Origin of the sequence: Streptomyces sp. NPDC026673, from assembly GCF_040638135.1 — a bacterium.
Classification (GTDB): Bacteria; Actinomycetota; Actinomycetes; order Streptomycetales; family Streptomycetaceae; genus Actinacidiphila.
The window spans coordinates 113327-130392 of record NZ_JBEZXR010000010.1; the positions used below are offsets into that span (position 1 = coordinate 113327).

Consider the following 17066-nt stretch of genomic DNA (forward strand, 5'->3'; position numbering starts at 1 on the left):
CGAGGAAAGGGGCATGCACATGGCCGATTACGAGGGAATGCCGTTCGGGCGACCCGGCCGGGACGCGGCCGCCCGCGGCCGCGGCAGCTCGTTCCGGCTCGTCGCGCTGCCGGCGGGCGGACTCCTCCTGGCGGCGGCCCTGAGCGGCTGCGGCCACGCGGGCGGCGGTGCCGCCGCGAGTGCCCCGCACACGCTCCCGGGCTCGGCCGTTCCGGCGAGCGGGGACCCGGTGACCGGGGGCCCGGCGAGTGGGGACCCGGGTGGGAGCCCGGCGGCCTCCGCCGGACCCCCAAAGGGGACCCCGCTCAGCGGGTCCGCCGCGTCGACACGTCCCCCGGCCTCCGGCACCACCCCCACCACCGGCTCGGGGTCGGTGCCCGGTGGGCGCTGCCACACCACGGACCTGAAGGCGTCCATCGGCGCGAACAACCCCGGCGCGGGCCAGGAGAACTTCCCGATCGTCCTCACCAACCGCTCCGGTCACACCTGCACGGTCTACGGCTTCCCCGGCGTCGCCTTCGTCGACGGCGCCGGGCGGCAGGTCACCGTGGACCCGGAGCGCGCCACGGACCTGCCGAGGCAGCGCGTCTCCCTGGCACCCGGCGCGAGCGCCTGGTCGGCGATGTCCTTCTCCAACCCGGCGATCACGGGGGTGACCACGGTGACGCCGGCCGCGGTGCTCGTCACGCCGCCCGACGAGACCCTCGCCCTGAAGGTGCCGTGGACCGGAGGGAAGGTCTCCAACACCGGCAAGGCCTCCGTCCCCCGGATCGGGCCGCTCCAGCCCATGAGCGGCGCCTGAGCCGGCGGCCGGGCGGACCGCCCGCGCGGCGAGCGGTGCCGATCAGTGCTTGACGGCCCCGAAGAGACGGCCGAGCGGCCCCTCGCGGAGGCCCTCGCTGGTGAGGGCGTGGTAGAGGATCACCGCGGCGATGCACACCAGCCCCACGGCGGGAGCGATGAACCAGCCCCCGAGGCCGCAGGCCACGTACAGGACGAGGCCGGTCAGCGGCCGGATCCGCTGCGCGTGGAGATAGCGCGGGGAGACACCGGGCTCCAGCAGGTGGGGGTGTTCGCGCAGATAGGTGAAGACCCCCCACCACGGTGCCGACATGATGGCGGCGACCAGGGCGTAGAGGACCACCGCGACGCGCTGGTCGTGGAGGTCCCCCGATTCGGCGAGGGCGTACCCGAGTACCGCGGTCGGGAACGGCACGATGACGGCGCTGAACAGGATCGCCAGGTTGATCCACAGCAGGCCGGCGTCCATGCTGCGGATCCGGCGGAACAGCCCGTGGTGGTTGAGCCAGATCACGCCCACGTAGACGAAGGAGACGATGAACGCCACATAGGCAGGCCATGCGCCGGCCAGCGCCGAGGCCAGTGCGCCGGGGCGGTGGCCCGGGTGGTAGAGGTCGAGGACGAGCAGGGTGATCACGATGGCGAAGACCGCGTCGCTGAAGCCCTCGACCCGGCTGGTGTCCGACAGCCGCATGCCGTCGTCGGAGGACGGGCCTGACGGGACTGACGGGACTGACGAGACGTCACGATCCGGTGGGAGGGGCATGGTTTGATCCTAAATGCCGGAACGAAAGGGCCATCAGAGCTCGAGCAGCATGTCGGTCGCCGGGACGGCACGGCAGATGAGGACCTCGTCGCCGGCAGGGGGTTCCAGCGGCGGCCGTTCGTACCGGACCCGGCCCGAGACGACCGGGGTGACGCAGGTGTGGCAGACCCCGGCCCGGCAGGCCCAGCGAGTGGGGATGGCACAGGCTTCCGCGAGCTCGAGCAGGGTGCCGTGCCGAGGATCCCACCGGGTGGAGACGCCGCTCCTGGTGAAGGTGACGAGGGGCCCGTGCCCCGCGGGGCCGGGCGGTTGGTGGGGGACGGACCGTTTCGCGCCGGTGACACCCGGGTTGAGAGGGTCCAGAGCGCCGAAGAGTTCGGTGCGCACACGGTCCACGGAGAGGCCGAGCCGGGTGGTCAGGACCTGTCGCACGAATTCCGAGAAGGGCGCCGGCCCGCAGACATAGGCGTCGGCGTCGGCGGGGATCCCGAACCGGGCGAAGGCGGAGGGCGTGAGCCGGCCGTCGGTGTCGGAGGGCCCGCGCGCTCCACCGGGTTCCGTGCGTGTGTAGTGGATGTGCTCGTGGGCGTGGGGCAGTGCGGCGAGCAGCCGGCGCGCCTCGTCCGCGAAGGCGTACGCGCCGGGGTCGCGGGCCGTGTGAATCCACCAGACGGGGCGGGCGCTGCGCCGCGAGGACAGCTGGTGGAGCATCGCGAGCACGGGGGTGATCCCGACACCCGCGGAGATCAGGGCGACCGGGGCCGTGCCCTCGGTGAGGACGAAGTCCCCGCGGGGCGCGGCCGCTTCGAGGGTCGCGCCCGGGTGGATCCTGGTGTGCAGATAGGTGCCGGCCCGGCCGTGTGCCTCGCGCTTGACACTGATGCGGTAGTCGCGGGCGCCGGGCGCGGAGGACAGCGAGTAGCTGCGCACGAGTGCCGCCGGTCCGTCCGCGACACGGAGCGTCAGATACTGGCCCGCCTGGGGCGTGGGAAGGGGCCGGCCGTCGGGGGCTTCCAGGTGGAACGAGCTGACGGTCGCGGTCTCGCGGACGACGCGTGTGACGCGCAGGGGACGAAAGCCCTGCCAGGCGGGGGGACGGGTTTCCCGGCTCGCCGCGCTCGTGCCGTCCCGCGCCGCGGCCATCTCCTGGAAGGAGCGCCGCCATCCGGGGCTGAGGGCGGTGAGGGTCAGGGCCGTGCGCAGCTTCGCCGGATCACGGCCGGGCAGGTACAGCAGCGCGTCGGCGTCCGCGACGCTGAGCGCTCCGGGCCCCGTGCGGGTGCGGATGATCTCGTCGCCGGCCTCGACGCGGCCCTCGGTGACGACCCTGAGGTAGAAGCCGGGCCGCCGGTGGGCGACGAGCAGGGACGGCATGGCGGGTTCCCCGAGTCGCAGGCCCAGGCGGTAGCAGGTCACCCGCGGCTGGGTGACCTCGAATTCGGCTTCGCCGATGCGGTACCGGTCACCGATGCAGACCTCTTCGTCGGCAAGTCCGTCAACGGTGAAGTTCTCACCGAAGTCGCCGGATGCGTGGTCGTCGCGTCCGAGGTGCCTCCGCCAGTGCCGATAGGACTCGACTTGGTACACGAGAACGGCACGGTGCTCTCCGCCGTGTCCTTGGAGGTCTCCCTGCCCGTCGCCCTCGACATTGAGCCGCCGCACCATGCGGGGGCCGTCGACCGGAGCCTTCCACGCGCCGGTGCGTACGGTTCTGCCGCCCCAGGACACGTCCTTGGGCTTGCCGACGTTCACCGATGTCAACGTGGCCATCGCGGGCCTCCCTGGCGTGAGCGGTTGGTACGGGTGCGGGCGCGCCGGCCGTCACGGCAGACGGAGACCGGCCGCGGCCCGCGCGGATCGACTCTAGGGTCGCGGCGGGTCCGGTGATCTCGTCGGGCCATGCGGATTCCGGTGGGTTCCGCGAGATTTCACGCATGAATTGCCCGGGCCGCCGGCGAATGCCACGGCAATGGATTCCCTATTTCTTCCATTCCCATTCGATCCGCGCATGCCTCATCGCTGGCGAATGACGGAGGCGCTGATCAAAGATGGGCTGATGGATTACAGCTTGGAAGTGGTCATGGTGCCGGTGACCGACGTCGACCGGTCGCTGGCGTTCTACACGGAGCAGGCCGGGTTCAGCCTCGACGTCGACTACGCGCCCTCCGACGGCTTCCGCGTCGTACAACTGACGCCGCCGGGATCCGCGTGCTCGGTGCAGATCGGCGTCGGCCTCACCGATGCCGTTCCCGGGTCGCTGCGCAACCTCCATCTGGTGGTCGGCGACGTCGAACGGGCCAGGCGGGAACTGGCGGAACGCGGTGTGGCGGTCGGCGAACCGCGGCACAAGTCGCCCACCGACGACTGGCAGGGCGGTTTCCGGCCGGGCACGGACCCCGAGCGCCGCGACTACGCGAGTTTCTTCGACTTCGCCGACCCGGACGACAACACCTGGGTGGTGCAGGAGCGCGGTTTCCGCCCGGTGATGTGAGCGCGGCGGCACCCCACCCCTGCGCGAATGGGGGCGCCGGTGCCGGTGCCGGTGGTGCCGGTGGTGCCGGTGGTGCCGGTGGTGCCAGTGGTGCCAGTGGTGCCGGTGGTGCCGGTGGTGCCGGTGCGATTTTCGACTTATGAATGTTTCGAACAGTTCGGATAGATTTTACATATGACCACATTGCGGGCACTGGAGTGCCTGGTGGCTCTGGTCGACGAGGGCTCGGTCACCCGGGCCGCGGCCTCCCTGCACATGTCCCAGCCCGCTCTCTCCCACCAGATAGCGGCTCTGGAGCGGGAACTGAACACGCCGGTGGTCGAGCGGCTGGCCCGCGGTGTACGCGTCACGGCCGCCGGCCGGGCCGCGGCGGAGGAGGCCCGCCTCGCCCTGGAGGCGGCGGACCGGGCGGTCCGGATCGGGCGCCAGATCGGCGCGGGCAGCGGCGGCCGGCTGCGGATCGCCTGCGCGGAGACGATGACCGCCTGGATCCTCGTCCCGGTCCTTCGGCGCTGGCGCTCGCGTCGGCCCGAGGTGCGCCTGGAACTCGCGGAGTTCACCAGCGCCGACCGCATGGTGGAACATCTGATGGCCGGCGCGACCGACCTGGTCGTCGGGCCCCGGCCGACCGCCACCACGGCCCACGCCGAGATGCTGGGACAGGAGGAGATGGTGGTGGTCACCTTCGCCGCCCATCCGTTCGCCTCGCGGGCCTGCGTCCCGGTCGACGAGCTCGCCGGCGAGCCCTTCGTGCACTATGACCCCGACAACGGGATGGCCGTCTGGGTGGACCAGTTCGCCGCCTCGCACCAGGTGACGCTCAGCCCTGTGCTGCGGACCCGCAGCCCTCGTACCGCCGCCCAGTTGGCGGGCGCCGGGATGGGGGTGAGCCTGGTACCCGTCTCGGCCCTGGCCGGCCGCCCTTCGGCGGTGGTCCGCCGCCTGGAGCCGCGCGTGCACCGCGACATCGTGGCGCTCACGATGACCCCCTCGGACGCGCTGGTCCGGCGCTTCGTCGCCGACCTGCGCAGCCGCGGGATCCCCCGGGTCGACACGGGCGCCACCCTTCCCTCCGGGTAGACCCGGCCGGGCTCGCACCCGGGAGGACGCGTCCATGGCGCACCCGGCCACCGCCGGATGACGCACCGCCGCCGCCTCCGCCTGGGCACACGGACGGCCCCGGCCGCGTGGCAGCTCTTCGCCGCGCCGGGAACCGTGAACAGCGGGCGGCGCCCGGCGCCTCGGGCCCGCTGCCGCCGACCCTTGCCCACGGACTCCGGGACCCGATCCCTCACCTAACCGGTAAGAGATTCTTGACAGGTTAGGAGTGCGGTGGTCGACTGGATGTGTAACCCATCACACAGCCCAAGGAGGTTAGAAATGACCGTCACCGTCCACCACCGGACCACCAAGGTCAACGGCCTGAACGTCTTCTACCGGGAAGCGGGTGACCCCGAAGCCCCCGTCCTGGTCCTGCTCCACGGATTCCCGACGAGCTCGCACATGTTCCGGAACCTGATCCCCGCCCTCGCCGACCAGCACCGCGTGATCGCCCCCGACCACATCGGCTTCGGCCAGTCGGCCATGCCCGCGGTGACGGATTTCCCCTACACCTTCGACGCCCTCACCGAGGTCACCTCCGGCCTGCTGGAACACCTGGGCGTGGACCGGTTCGCCGTGTACGTACAGGACTACGGCGCCCCCATCGGATGGCGGCTGGCCCTGGCGGACCCGCGGCGGATCACCGCGATCATCAGCCAGAACGGCAACGCGTACACCGAGGGCTTCGCCAGACCCTTCTGGGACGGGCTGTTCGCCTACGCCAAGGACCCCGGCCCCGAGACCGAGGCAGCCGTCCGCGGCGCCCTGACGCTCGAGATCACCCGCTGGCAGTACCTCAACGGCGTGGCCGACCCCAGCCTCGTCAGCCCCGACAACTGGGTCCACGACCAGGCGCTCCTCGACCGGCCGGGCAACGCCGAGATCCAGCTCAGCCTGTTCCGCGACTACCCGGGCAACGTGGACATGTACCCGGCGGTCCACGCGTACTTCCGGGACTCCCAGGTGCCGCTGCTCGCGGTCTGGGGGGAACGCGACGAGATCTTCGGCCCCGACGGCGCCCGCGCCTTCCGGCGCGACCTTCCCGACGCCGAGATCCATCTCGTGGAGTCCGGGCACTTCGCGCTGGAGAGCCACCTCCGCCCCATCACCGAGTACATCCGCGGCTTCCTGGGCCGCGTGCCGGCCTGAACGGCCGGCGGACCGGCGGGCGGGAACGGAACGGGACGCCGCCGGACGCCACCGGAATTCCCCGCCGTTCCGGCCGAGGTAACGTCATGATCCAGCTTGCCCAGCACTCCTTCTGCCCCACCGCGCGGACCGTGCGCACCGCACGGGACTTCGCCATGCGCGTCCTCGACTCCTGGGGCGGCTGCGCGCGGCGCGAGGACATCCGCGTCTGCGTGTCGGAAATGGCCGGCAACGCCGTCGTCCACGGCGCGCGGGACGGCCGGGGGTATGTCATCCGCATCGCCCTGTACGCGCACTGCGTCCACCTGGAGGTGTCCGACGAGCGCTCCGGCGGGCCCGTCCGGCCGGTGCTTCCCGCCGCCGACGAGACCGGTGGACGCGGACTGTTCATCGTTCAGGCGCTGAGCGACGACTGGGGCGTGGACGCGTGCCTGCCCGCCGGGAAGGTCGTGTGGACCTGCTTCAGACGGCCGGGGCCCGGGACGCGGTGCTGTTCCCGCCCGGCCCGTACCGGGACGCCCACCCCGGCATAGGGCCGACGGTACAACGGGGCGCAGGCGCGGCCCGCGCCGCTCAACCCGTCGGGGGACGCCCGGCGCGGGTACGTTGATGGTGGCGGGCGACCCGGGCGCGATTCCCGCAGATGTTGCCCGTGCACCACTTGCGGCGCCTGTTCCCGGCCAGGAACAGCATCGAGCACTCCGGGTTGGCGCAGCGCCGCAGGAGCCGCAGCCGGTCGGGGCTGCCCAGCAGCGCGACGGCCTCGGCCGCGATGACGGCGAGGGCCGCGTTGCCGCCGAACTCGGTGTGCCGGCGGGTGGTCTCCCGCAGCCCTTCGGCGGTGACGACCAGGCGGGGGCTGACGGGCGCTGCCGAGGCCGCGGCGTTGATGTCCTCCACGGCCGCGGGATCCACCGGACGGCCTTCCAGATGCGCGTCGAACGCCTCCCGGACGGCCGCGCGGAGCCTTCGCGTGGCGACCGCGTCGGGGGCGGGGCCCCGGGGAAGCCGCCGGGCCTGGATGCCCCACCAGGCGGCGGCCGCGGCGGCGGTCCCGATGAGGTCGGTGACCGGCCGGCGGGTGGTCATCACCGTGTCGGCGAGGTCCAGCACGACCAGGGGTTCGCCGCCCATCGGGAAGCCGGCCGCCTGCAGCTCCTCCACCCGCACGTGAACGCTCATTTATCAAGGATATGCATTAGGGAACCCGCAATTTCACCTCGATCGAGCCTTTCGAATAACGACGTGGTCCCCTCCAAAAGACGAATCATTGATCGCTTGTCCCGGATCGCTAACGGTTTTAGCGTCGAGACATCCATTACATCCGCCGACGAGAAAGGAACGGTCATGGGACTGTCCTGGCAGCAAGGACCGCTCTCCACCACCCGGCTCGGACGCTTCCTGGTCCCCGACCCGCTGCCCGAGCGGATGCTGTTCGCGGAGCGGCTGCGGCGCCGCATGAGGGTGAGGTTCGCGGACGAGTGGATCGCCGACAGCGAGGACGTGGTGCTGCTCCACGAACCGGGCCGCTACCCGGTCGCGTACTTCCCGCGCGCGGACGTCCTGCCCGAGGTGCTGGTCGCCGGCGACCACGTCACCCGGCACAAGGACCTGGGGGACACCGCCTGGTTCGCGGTGCGGGCCGGCGGCCGCACAGCCGAGCGGGCGGCGTGGGAGCTGGTCTCCCTCCCGGAGCACGCGAGCGAGCTCCGGGGGCGGATCGCCTTCGCGTGGCGGGCGATGGACGGGTTCTACGAGGAGGACGAACGGATCCTCGGGCACGCCGCCGACGCCTACCACCGCATCGACATCCGCGACACCTCACGCATCCTCGAAGTCCGTTCCCAGGGCCGCCTCGTGGCCCGGTCCGAGCACCCGGTGGTGCTCTACGAGTCGGGTTTCGCACCCCGGTGGTACGTGCCGAGGGCGGACATCGACGAGACCGCGCTGACCCCGGCTCAGGGCCGCACCTTCTGCCCGTACAAGGGCCTGGCCGACTACTACGACATCGGGGACGCGCGGAAGGCGGCGTGGTCCTACCGCGACGCCTACACCGAGGTCGGCCGTGTGAACGGCCTGGTCTCCTTCGAACCCGACAAGGTCGAGGTCACCCTCGACGGCAAGCGGCTGGAGCTCGAACCGGGCCAGCAGGTCGTGCCGCACGGCGTGGACCGCGGCCTGGACGCCGACGAGGTCCGCGCCCGGTAGGGGCGGAACACACGCCGGCGCGAGCGCCGGCCGACCGGCCGTTCACAGAACCCTCGCCGCCGGCCCGGAAGCCGCACACCGGGCCTGCGGGCGAACAGATCAAGGGAGAGATCCATGTCGACTTCGCTGCGGGACAAGACGGTTCTGGTGGTGGGCCGCGGCAGCGGCATCGCCCGCGCCGTCGCCGACGCCGCGATCGCGGAAGGCGCCCGCGTGGTGGCCGCCGGCCGGTCGGTCGGCGACCTCCACGAGGCCTACCAGGACACGGACGTGACCGTCCGGGAGGTGGACCTCACCGACGAGGCCTCCATCGCCGCCCTGGCCGAGAACCTCGGCGCCGTCGACCACGTGGTCTCCACGGCCTCCGCCCGGGCGCGCGGGAAGGTGGCCGAACTGAGCCCCGAGGCGATCGTCCTGTCCTTCCGCACCAAGGTAGTCGGGCCGATCATGCTCGCCAAGCACTTCGCCCCGCGCATGCCCCGGGACGGCTCCTTCGTGCTGTTCTCCGGCGTGGCGGCGCTCGAACCCGACCCGGGGTTCCTGGCGGTCGCGGCGACGAACGGCTCCGTCAACACGGTCACCCGGTCCCTCGCCGTCGAGCTCGCGCCGATCCGCGTCAACGCCGTCTCCCCCGGCACCATCGACACCGGCGCATGGGACGCGCTGGGCGACGAGCGGAAGAACGCGCTGTTCGCCCGGCTGTCCGACGCCAATCCCGTGCGGCGCATCGGATCCCCCCAGGACGTCGCCCAGGCGGTGGTCTTCGCGATGACGAACACCTTCATGACCGGTGTCTGCCTGGCCGTCGACGGCGGCCAGCCCCTCGTATGACCCGCCTCGCCGCCCCGCGGGCGACGCCCCGCGCCCAATTCCCGTCCCTCCCCGGCACCAGACAGCGGGCATCTTCCCGCCAGGAGAAGTGATGATCCGCTTCGACGCGGTCACCAAGACGTATCCCGACGGGACCACCGCCGTCGACAGCCTCAGCCTCGTGGCGGCGTCCGGTCGGACGACGGTCCTCGTCGGCCCCTCCGGCTGCGGCAAGACCACCACCTTGCGCATGGTGAACCGCATGACCGAACCGTCCGCCGGACGCGTGTGGCTGGACGGGCGGGACACCGCCACGTGCAAGCCCCACGAACTCCGGCGCGGCATCGGGTATGTGATCCAGCAGGGCGGGCTGTTCCCCCACCGGACGGTCCTGGACAACATCGCCACGGTCCCCGTACTCCTCGGTCTGACCCGGCGCGCGGCCCGGCGCCGGGCAGCCGAACTGCTGGAACTCGTCGGCCTCCCCGCCGGCATGGGCCACCGCTATCCGGACCGGCTCTCCGGCGGGCAGCAGCAGCGGGTGGGGGTGGCCCGGGCCCTGGCGGCCGATCCGCCCGTGATGCTCATGGACGAGCCGTTCAGTGCCGTCGACCCGGTGGTCCGCGAGCAACTGCAGAACGAGTTCGCGCGACTGCAGCAGGAGCTGGGCAAGACCATTCTCTTCGTCACCCATGACATCGACGAGGCCGTGAAGCTCGGCGACGCGATCGCGGTCCTGCGCGTCGGCGGCACCCTCGCCCAACTCGCCGCACCGGCCGAACTGCTGTCCCGGCCCCGGGACGCCTTCGTCGCCGGCTTCGTCGGGCGGGACAGGGGCTACCGCGCGCTGGCCTTCGCCGGCGCCGCGACGCTGCCCCTGCGCGGCGAACCCACGGTCCGGCTGGGCGCCTCCTTCGCGGACGCCCTCGAGCGGCAGCACGACGGCTGGGTCCTGGTCGTCGACGGCCAGGACGTCCCGCAGGGATGGTTCGCCGCCGCGTCCCTCGCCGGCGGCGGCCGCGGGCGGACGACGGTGACGCCCGACCTGCTGCACCTCGGCGGAACGCTCGCCCGGCAGGGCGGTTCGCTCCGCGAGGCGCTGGACGCCGCGTTGTCGTCCCCGAGCGGTCGCGGCGTGGTCGTGTCCCCGGACGGCCGGCTCGCCGGGACGGTCACCGCGCCCCGGGTCCTCGGCCGTATCGAGAGCCGCGCCGCGCGACTGCGGGCCGATGCCGCCGGGGTGGTCGCCGCCGGGGCCGCGGAGGATCCCGGGGTGCGGTCGTGACGGCCCTGTGGGAGTACTTCACCGCCAACCGGCGGCAGATCCAGGGCTGGACGGTGACGACCGTATGGCTCGCGGCGCTGCCCGTGGCCGTCGCCCTCGTCGCGGCGGTACCGCTCGGATGGCTCGCCCACCGAAGCCGCCGGGCCCACGCGGTCCTGGTCTCCGGCCTGGGCGTGCTCTACACGGTTCCGTCCCTGGTGATGTTCCTGGTGATCCCCGAGATCCTCGGCACCCGCATCCTGGACCCGGTCAACGTCGTGGTCGCGCTGACCGTCTACAGCCTCGCCCTGCTGGTCCGCGGCGTCGCCGACGGGCTGGCGTCGGTGCCGGCGGCCTCCTCGGCCGCCGCCTCCGCCACCGGTCACACGGCCTGGCAGGCCCTGGTGCGGGTCCAACTGCCGCTGGCGGTGCCCGTGATCGGCGCCGGGCTGCGGGTCGCCGCCGTGTCGAACGTCAGTCTGGTCTCCGTCGCCTCCGTCATCGGCACCTCCCAGTTGGGCCAGTTGTTCCTCACGGGAAGCAGCACCGGGACGGTGCCTCCCGTCGTCCTCGGTCTGCTCTGCTTCGCCGGCATCGCGTTCGCCCTCGACCTGGCCATCACGGGCCTCACCCGTCTCCTCACCCCGTGGCGCCCGGCGGCGGGCTCATGACCCCCGCGCTCGGCAACGGCCTGCCCGGGCCGGACCGTGTCGTCATCTGGTTCAACGATCCCGGAAACTGGTGGGGCCCCGGCGGTCTTCTCGCGCACGCGCGCGAGCACCTCGTCTACACCCTCGTCGTCGTGGTCCTCGCGGCCGTGGTCGCGGTGCCCGCCGGCGTACTGATCGGGCACACCGGCCGCGGTGTCGCCTTCGTCGCGGGGACCGCCAACGCCCTGCGCGCGGTGCCGACGCTGGGACTGCTGATCCTGCTGATCGTCCTCGTCTCCCCGCGCATCCACATCGGGGCAGGCCTGGCCGGAGTCGTCGCGCCCGGAGCCGTCCCCTACTTCCTCCCGGTTCTCGCGGTACTGACGCTGCTGGCGGTCCCGCCGATCCTCTCCGGGGCCTACGCCGGCATCAGGTCCGTGGACCCCGCGGTCCGCGACGCCGCCAAAGGCAGCGGGATGACACCCCTTCAGGTGGTGCTCGGCGTCGAACTCCCCTGTGCCCTGCCGCTGCTGTTCTCCGGCGTCCGCAGCGCGGTGCTCCAGGTGATCGCCACCGTCACCGTCGCCGCCTACGCACCCCTGGTCGGCGGGCTGGGCCGGCTCATCGTCGACGGCCAGCAGAACCTCGCCGATCCCCGCTACGGCTACCCCGCCATGGTCGCCGCCGGGATCGCCGTCGCGGTCCTGGCCGTGACGGCCGACGCCCTGCTCGGCCGCGCCCGTCGGCTGCTCGTCTCCCCCGGGCTCGTCCCGGCCCCCGACCCGGCGGTGCGCCGACGCACCGCGCCGGCGTCGTACCGTCCCCGCATCCACCACGTCAGCCGGAACGGCGCCGCAGGCGCCCCGGCACCGAAGGACCCCGCGTGAACCGCATTCTGTCCGCAGCCCTCGTGCTCACCGCCCTCGCCGCTCTCGCCGCCTGCGGTGCCGACGGCAGTTCCGCCCGGTCCGCCCCGGCCGGGCCCGCGTCCGCGGCGCCCCCGACCACCGCGGACGAGGCACCCCTGCCCAGGAGACCGGGCTCCGTCACGATCGGCTCCGCGGCCTTCCCGGAGTCCGAACTGCTGGCCCACCTCTACGCGGGCGCCATGCGGGCGCGCGGAGTCACCGTCCGGGTCCACGCCGACATCGGTGAACGGGCCGCGTACCTGACCGCCCTGCAGGACGGCTCCATCGGAGCGGTGCCCGAGTACACGGGCGCCGCCCTCGACTACCTCTCGCCCCGGGACCCCGCGCGGGCACCCTCCGAGGTCTACGGGCGACTGCGCCAGGCCGCGGCCGCACGCGGACTCGCCGTCACCGCCTACGCCCCCGCGCAGGACGCCGACACCATCACGGTGACGAAGGCCACCGCGGCCAGGTACCACCTGCGCACGATCGGCGACCTGCGCGACGTCGCCGGCAAGCTCACGCTCGGCGCCCCGGCTCCGCTGCGGACGGTCTCCTACGGTGTACCGGCCCTGAAGCGCGTCTACGGCGTCGTCTTCGGCCGGTTCGTACCCCTGGCGCCCACGGGGACCATCACCCAGACCGCGCTGCGGAACGGCACCGTCGACGCGGCCGACATCTTCTCCACCGACCCCGCCATCGCGCGCCACGGCCTCGTCACCCTGGAGGACCCCGAGCACATCTTCGCCGCGCAGAACGTCGTGCCCCTGTTCAAGCGGGATGTCCTGACCCAGCCGATGGCGGACGCCTGCGACGAGGTGTCGGCGAAGCTCACGACCGCCGTGCTGGGCCGCCTGGACGCCCAGGTCGCGGACGGAACGGCCCCCGCGACGGTCGCCGCCCGGTGGCTCGCCTCGGCGGGAATCGCCCCCTGATCCGCGTCGCCCGCCCCGCCCGGCGGGCCTGACCGGCCCGGCCGGTCACCCTCGCCCGCGCCGCCCGTCCCCGGGCGGCGCGAGGACGGCCAACTGCCGGTCGTGCGCCCGGCTGAGCAACAGCAGCGACGACACGGCCCCGACCAGGGCGCAGAACATGTCCCACTGGGTGTCCCAGACGTCCCCCTGCGTGGCGAGGAACGCGTCCGCGGAGTGGCCGCCGATCAGCGCGGCCCACCACTCCAGCAGTTCGAAGAACGCGCTGAACGCCACGCAGGCGCAGACGGTCAGCGGCGCGAGCCACCGGCTGCCGCGCAGCGGGGATGTACGGACCAGGAGTTCCCGTACCAGCACGGCGGGCACGAAGCCCTGCATGAGGTGACCGATCCGGTCGTACGGGTTGCGGGACAGGTCGAGGGTGTCGCGCAGCCAGTTCCCGAACGGGACCTCGGCGTAGGTGTAGTGACCGCCCACCGCGAGGACCAGGGCGTGCAGGGCCAGCAGCCCGCAGAGCAGCCCGGTGAGCGGGAACCGGCGGCGAAGGGCGACCGCGAGCGGGAGCCCGAGCATGATCCAGAAGGTTTCCAGCACCCATGTGGCGCGGTCCCGGGGCCCGATTCCGGACACCGCGAGAGCCGCGAGCGCGACGGCGGCGGCGAGTACGGGCAGCGAGGCGCGCCGGGCGGGGACGGTGAGGTCGGTCATGGCACCAGGGTCGCGGTCGGAGGCGCGCGGACGCATGAGTACGGCTACTCAAGCGCCCGCGGGGGCGGGTACGCCGTACCGGCCGTGCCCCGCACCCGCGCTGACGGGCGAATCGATCGACGAGAACGGGGCACGGCGAGGGGCCCCGTGGTGTTCCGGCGCACGTCGGGCCCGCCGGAGGCGCCGCCACCCGCGGGCTCCGCGGCCGCACACTCGGCGACCACCCCGCCCGGCCCCGCGGAGGCGGGGTGGCGCCGCACGGCGCGCCGCCCGCACTCGCCCCCGACATGTCCGCTGCCAGGCCGGGCCTGGTCTAGCCGCCCTCCGCGTGCCGCAGTCCGCCGAGCGCCGCGGGCAGATCGCCGGTGTGCAGCACCCCGAGGCGCTGGGTGGCGCGGGTCAGTGCGACGTAGAGGTCGCTCACCCCGTACCCGGCCGGTTCCACGACCAGCACCGTGTCGAACTCCAGGCCCTTCGCCTGCCGTGCGTCCAGCAGCACCACGTCCCGGGTGAGGTCGGGCCGGGGTCCGTGGGCCGCGTCCGGGAGCTCCGCGAGCAGCGACGCGTGCAGCGGCGCCGGGGCGACGACCGCGAGGCGTCCCCCGTCCCGGGCCGCCGCCACCTCCCGCGCCACGGCGGCGGCGAGGCCGCCCTCGGCGACGCGCAGCGCCCAGGGCTCGACCCCGGTCGACCGCACCGAGCCGGGCGGTGTGAACGAGGGGTCGTGCGCGCGCAGGAATCCGGCCGCCACCTCCATGATCTCGGCGGGCGTGCGGTAGTTGACGCCCAGTCGTACGTGCTCCCAGCGGTCGCCCACGTACGGCTCCAGGATGCGTTCCCAGGAGCCGAGTCCGGCCGCTTCCGCGGTCTGCGCCGGGTCCCCGACGAGCGTCATCGAGCGGGTGGGGATGCGCCGCATCAGCAGCCGCCAGGCCATCGCCGAGAGCTCCTGCGCCTCGTCGACGACGATGTGGCCGAACGCCCAGGTCCGGTCGGCCGCCGCCCGCTCGGCCGCGCTGCGGCCGTCGGCCTCCTCGTGGCGTTCGGCCATCCGCTCGGCGTCGATGATGTCGTGCGCGGCGAGGACCTCGGACTCCTCGTCCTCGAACTCGTACGTCTGAGAGCCGGCGGACACCTCCAGCACGCCCTGCGCGTAGGCGATCTGCTCCTGGCGCTGGGCCTCGGCGGCGGCGCGGGCCGCGCTGTCGTCCTCGCCGAGCAGTTCGGCGGCCTCGTCGAGGAGCGGTACGTCGGCCTGGGTCCACGCCCCCGCCTGACGCCGGATCAGCGCGGCCGACGCGTCGTCGAGGTGGGCCGGCTCCGCGAGGAAGCCGGTGACGAACTCCTCCGGGGTGAGCTGCGGCCACAGCACTTCCACGGCCGCGTGGACCTCGCGGCTCGTCGCGATCTCCTTGCCCATCTGGGCGATGTCGTCGGGCCCCAGCAGATTGGGTCCGCCGAACGGGTCGGCGCCGATCCGCTCGGCCAGTTGCGCGGTGAGCGCGTCGATGACGTGGAACGCGAAGACCGGCCTGGCCAGGTTGTGGGGGAGCCTGCTCTCGCGCGCCCGGTGGCGTGCGTCCTCGGCCATCGCCCGGTCGAGCAGGAGCGTCCCGTATCCCTCGTGGTCGATCTCGATCGCCCGCTCCGGCACGGTCTGCCGGTCCCGCAGCGCCTTCGCCAGCACGTCGGCCATCTCGGCGCGCCCCTTGACCTCGGCGGCGGCCGGGCTGTCGGTGCCGGTGGCGCGTACGCCGGGGAAGAGCTCGCCGATGGTGGCCAGCAGCACTCCCGTCTCGCCCAGGGACGGCAGCACGTCGCCGATGTAGCTCAGGAAGGCCGGGTTCGGACCGACGATGAGCACCGCACGGCGGGCCAGCAGCTCCCGGTGCTCGTACAGCAGAAAGGCCGCCCGGTGCAGCGCGACGACGGTCTTGCCGGTGCCGGGACCGCCCTCGACCACCATGACGCCTCGGTGGGGCGCCCGGATGATGCGGTCCTGCTCGGCCTGGATGGTCCGGACGATGTCGTGCATCCGCCCGGTGCGGGCCGCGTCCAGTGCCGCCAGCAGGACCTCGTCGGCGTCCGCGCCCTCGTGGCCGGTCCGGGTCGGGTCCCCGAGGTCCATCAGCTCGTCGTGGAGCGCGGTGACGGTACGCCCCTCGGTGGTGATGTGCCGCCTGCGCCGCAGCCCCATCGGAGAATGCCCGGTGGCGAGATAGAAGGGGCGTGCCGCGTCCGCCCGCCAGTCGATCACCATGGGCGTACGGGACGGGTCGTCCTCGCGAATTCCGATGCGCCCGATGTGGTGGGTGCGGCCGTCCCGGAAGTCGAGGCGCCCGAAGCACAGCCCGTTCTCCCCCGCGTTGATCGCACTGAGGAGCCCGGACTGCTCCGCGACCAGCACATCCCGTTCAAGCCTGGCCTGAAAACCGTTCCCGACCTGCACGAGCGCGCCGCGCACCGAATCCTCGGCCTGCTCCCTGAGCCGATCGAGCCGGGCGTAGAGGCCGGTGATGAATTGCTGCTCCCGCCGGATTTCCTCGGTTGACAATTCCACTCCTGACGCGATATGCTTCTCAACGAAGGCTTTCCTTCATGCCTTTCTCGAGCGAAGACATGAAGGATTAAATATACGCAGGGCAGAGCCCCGGATGTCAATTCATCCGGGGCTTGTCTTTTTTCGGGGAATCACCACTCCCGTGCGGCGGCGCGATTCCTCAACCGTGCGCGGGGACGGGGAAGAGCATGCAGCTGCTGGTCGCGTGGGCGAGCAGCCGGTCCGCGGCGTCGTACAGCTCGGCCTGCGCGAGGGCGGTGCGGCGGCCCTGGTTGAGCACGGAGCCGATGGCGCGGACCTTGCCGGTCTCGACGGTGACGGGACGCAGGAACTTCAGGTTCAGGTCCAGCGAGGTGTACCCCATGCCGGCCGGGAGGACGGACTGCACGGCGCAGCCGGCGGCGGAGTCCAGCAGGGTGGCGTAGACGCCGCCGTGGACGCTGCCGATGGGGTTGTAGTGCTCCTCGCCCGGTTCCATCGCGAAGACCGCGCGACCCGCCTCGATCTCCTCCAGGGTGAACCCGAGCGTCGCGGCGATGGGTGGCGCCGGGAGGCGCCCGGCCAGCACGTCCCGGAGGAACTCCAGACCGCTCGCCCGGCCGACCGCGGCCGCGGAGATCCCGGGATCCCCCCACTCGAACGTGCGTGACCTCGCCATTGGACGCTTCCTCCCGGACTCTCTGACTTCTCCATTCGAAGCTAGCCACTCGCACATCTG

Annotated in this window: 17 protein-coding genes; 11 read left to right on the top strand and 6 right to left on the bottom strand. The window is 72.8% G+C overall.

Features of this window, described 5'->3' with window-relative positions; all coding sequences use genetic code 11:
• Window positions 1-13: 13 nt before the first annotated feature.
• Window positions 14-802, top strand: a complete 789-nt coding sequence (locus AB0F62_RS10965) for a DUF4232 domain-containing protein (RefSeq protein WP_361795275.1) — start codon at window positions 14-16, stop codon at window positions 800-802.
• A 42-nt stretch (window positions 803-844) separates the two neighbouring features.
• Here the strand turns inward: AB0F62_RS10965 and AB0F62_RS10970 are convergent, their stop codons facing one another.
• Both AB0F62_RS10970 and AB0F62_RS10975 read right to left on the bottom strand, forming a co-directional pair.
• Window positions 845-1495 (bottom strand): TMEM175 family protein, encoded by a 651-nt coding sequence (locus AB0F62_RS10970; RefSeq protein ID WP_361795278.1) that lies wholly within the window; start codon window positions 1493-1495, stop codon window positions 845-847.
• A gap of 105 nt (window positions 1496-1600) precedes the next feature.
• Window positions 1601-3337, bottom strand: coding sequence for an MOSC domain-containing protein (locus AB0F62_RS10975; RefSeq protein ID WP_361795281.1), 1737 nt, complete (start codon window positions 3335-3337; stop codon window positions 1601-1603).
• A 286-nt stretch (window positions 3338-3623) separates the two neighbouring features.
• Here AB0F62_RS10975 and AB0F62_RS10980 point away from each other — a divergent pair, with 286 nt between their 5' ends.
• The 4 genes from AB0F62_RS10980 (at window position 3624) to AB0F62_RS10995 (ending at window position 6841) form a co-directional block, all read left to right on the top strand.
• Window positions 3624-4058: a VOC family protein gene (locus tag AB0F62_RS10980; protein ID WP_361795284.1), complete on the top strand. Its 435-nt coding sequence runs from the start codon at window positions 3624-3626 to the stop codon at window positions 4056-4058.
• 174 nt (window positions 4059-4232) lie between these two features.
• Window positions 4233-5138, top strand: a complete 906-nt coding sequence (locus tag AB0F62_RS10985; RefSeq protein ID WP_361795287.1) for a LysR family transcriptional regulator — start codon at window positions 4233-4235, stop codon at window positions 5136-5138.
• 300 nt (window positions 5139-5438) lie between these two features.
• Window positions 5439-6308 carry an alpha/beta fold hydrolase gene (locus AB0F62_RS10990; protein ID WP_361795290.1) on the top strand — a complete coding sequence of 290 codons (870 nt, stop codon included), beginning with the start codon at window positions 5439-5441 and terminating at the stop codon, window positions 6306-6308.
• A gap of 86 nt (window positions 6309-6394) precedes the next feature.
• The gene (locus tag AB0F62_RS10995) at window positions 6395-6841 is read left to right on the top strand and encodes an ATP-binding protein (RefSeq protein WP_361795293.1); all 447 of its coding nucleotides are present in this window, start codon (window positions 6395-6397) and stop codon (window positions 6839-6841) included.
• Window positions 6842-6881: 40 nt separating this feature from the next.
• Here AB0F62_RS10995 and AB0F62_RS11000 read toward each other — a convergent pair whose 3' ends face one another.
• Window positions 6882-7490: an ABATE domain-containing protein gene (locus AB0F62_RS11000; protein ID WP_361795296.1), complete on the bottom strand. Its 609-nt coding sequence runs from the start codon at window positions 7488-7490 to the stop codon at window positions 6882-6884.
• A 165-nt stretch (window positions 7491-7655) separates the two neighbouring features.
• On the opposite strand from AB0F62_RS11000, the gene AB0F62_RS11005 reads away from it, so the two are divergent.
• From AB0F62_RS11005 to AB0F62_RS11030, 6 genes are all read left to right on the top strand, one after another.
• A complete protein-coding gene (locus tag AB0F62_RS11005; RefSeq protein WP_361795299.1) occupies window positions 7656-8516 on the top strand; it encodes a DUF427 domain-containing protein in 861 nt (286 codons plus the stop codon).
• Window positions 8517-8630: 114 nt separating this feature from the next.
• A complete protein-coding gene (locus AB0F62_RS11010; protein ID WP_361795302.1) occupies window positions 8631-9347 on the top strand; it encodes an SDR family oxidoreductase in 717 nt (238 codons plus the stop codon).
• Window positions 9348-9438: 91 nt separating this feature from the next.
• Window positions 9439-10611, top strand: coding sequence for an ATP-binding cassette domain-containing protein (locus AB0F62_RS11015; protein WP_361795305.1), 1173 nt, complete (start codon window positions 9439-9441; stop codon window positions 10609-10611).
• Window positions 10608-11261 carry an ABC transporter permease subunit gene (locus AB0F62_RS11020; RefSeq protein WP_361795307.1) on the top strand — a complete coding sequence of 218 codons (654 nt, stop codon included), beginning with the start codon at window positions 10608-10610 and terminating at the stop codon, window positions 11259-11261. Before AB0F62_RS11015 ends, AB0F62_RS11020 begins: the two co-directional genes overlap by 4 nt.
• Entirely contained in the window at window positions 11237-12127 is an 891-nt protein-coding gene (locus AB0F62_RS11025) for an ABC transporter permease subunit (protein ID WP_361795310.1), read from the top strand. The genes AB0F62_RS11020 and AB0F62_RS11025 overlap by 25 nt, the downstream gene beginning before the upstream one ends.
• Entirely contained in the window at window positions 12124-13083 is a 960-nt protein-coding gene (locus AB0F62_RS11030) for an ABC transporter substrate-binding protein (RefSeq protein ID WP_361795313.1), read from the top strand. The genes AB0F62_RS11025 and AB0F62_RS11030 overlap by 4 nt, the downstream gene beginning before the upstream one ends.
• Window positions 13084-13128: 45 nt before the next feature.
• Here the strand turns inward: AB0F62_RS11030 and AB0F62_RS11035 are convergent, their stop codons facing one another.
• The 3 genes from AB0F62_RS11035 to AB0F62_RS11045 all read right to left on the bottom strand — a co-directional run bounded on the left by AB0F62_RS11035 (window position 13129) and on the right by AB0F62_RS11045 (window position 17006).
• On the bottom strand, window positions 13129-13788 hold the full coding sequence (locus tag AB0F62_RS11035) for a DUF2238 domain-containing protein (RefSeq protein ID WP_361795315.1): 660 nt from the start codon (window positions 13786-13788) through the stop codon (window positions 13129-13131).
• A 313-nt stretch (window positions 13789-14101) separates the two neighbouring features.
• Window positions 14102-16342 (bottom strand): AAA family ATPase, encoded by a 2241-nt coding sequence (locus tag AB0F62_RS11040; RefSeq protein WP_361795318.1) that lies wholly within the window; start codon window positions 16340-16342, stop codon window positions 14102-14104.
• Window positions 16343-16508: 166 nt separating this feature from the next.
• Window positions 16509-17006, bottom strand: coding sequence for a PaaI family thioesterase (locus AB0F62_RS11045; protein ID WP_361795321.1), 498 nt, complete (start codon window positions 17004-17006; stop codon window positions 16509-16511).
• Window positions 17007-17066 lie beyond the last annotated feature (60 nt).

Bases quoted from the DNA above. Each gene is read 5' to 3' on its own strand.
- AB0F62_RS10965 (WP_361795275.1), top strand. From the start codon at position 14: ATGCACATGGCCGATTACGAGGGAATGCCGTTCGGGCGACCCGGCCGG.
- AB0F62_RS10970 (WP_361795278.1), bottom strand. From the start codon at position 1,495: ATGCGGCTGTCGGACACCAGCCGGGTCGAGGGCTTCAGCGACGCGGTC.
- AB0F62_RS10975 (WP_361795281.1), bottom strand. From the start codon at position 3,337: ATGGCCACGTTGACATCGGTGAACGTCGGCAAGCCCAAGGACGTGTCC.
- AB0F62_RS10980 (WP_361795284.1), top strand. From the start codon at position 3,624: ATGGATTACAGCTTGGAAGTGGTCATGGTGCCGGTGACCGACGTCGAC.
- AB0F62_RS10985 (WP_361795287.1), top strand. From the start codon at position 4,233: ATGACCACATTGCGGGCACTGGAGTGCCTGGTGGCTCTGGTCGACGAG.
- AB0F62_RS10990 (WP_361795290.1), top strand. From the start codon at position 5,439: ATGACCGTCACCGTCCACCACCGGACCACCAAGGTCAACGGCCTGAAC.
- AB0F62_RS10995 (WP_361795293.1), top strand. From the start codon at position 6,395: ATGATCCAGCTTGCCCAGCACTCCTTCTGCCCCACCGCGCGGACCGTG.
- AB0F62_RS11000 (WP_361795296.1), bottom strand. From the start codon at position 7,490: ATGAGCGTTCACGTGCGGGTGGAGGAGCTGCAGGCGGCCGGCTTCCCG.
- AB0F62_RS11005 (WP_361795299.1), top strand. From the start codon at position 7,656: ATGGGACTGTCCTGGCAGCAAGGACCGCTCTCCACCACCCGGCTCGGA.
- AB0F62_RS11010 (WP_361795302.1), top strand. From the start codon at position 8,631: ATGTCGACTTCGCTGCGGGACAAGACGGTTCTGGTGGTGGGCCGCGGC.
- AB0F62_RS11015 (WP_361795305.1), top strand. From the start codon at position 9,439: ATGATCCGCTTCGACGCGGTCACCAAGACGTATCCCGACGGGACCACC.
- AB0F62_RS11035 (WP_361795315.1), bottom strand. From the start codon at position 13,788: ATGACCGACCTCACCGTCCCCGCCCGGCGCGCCTCGCTGCCCGTACTC.
- AB0F62_RS11045 (WP_361795321.1), bottom strand. From the start codon at position 17,006: ATGGCGAGGTCACGCACGTTCGAGTGGGGGGATCCCGGGATCTCCGCG.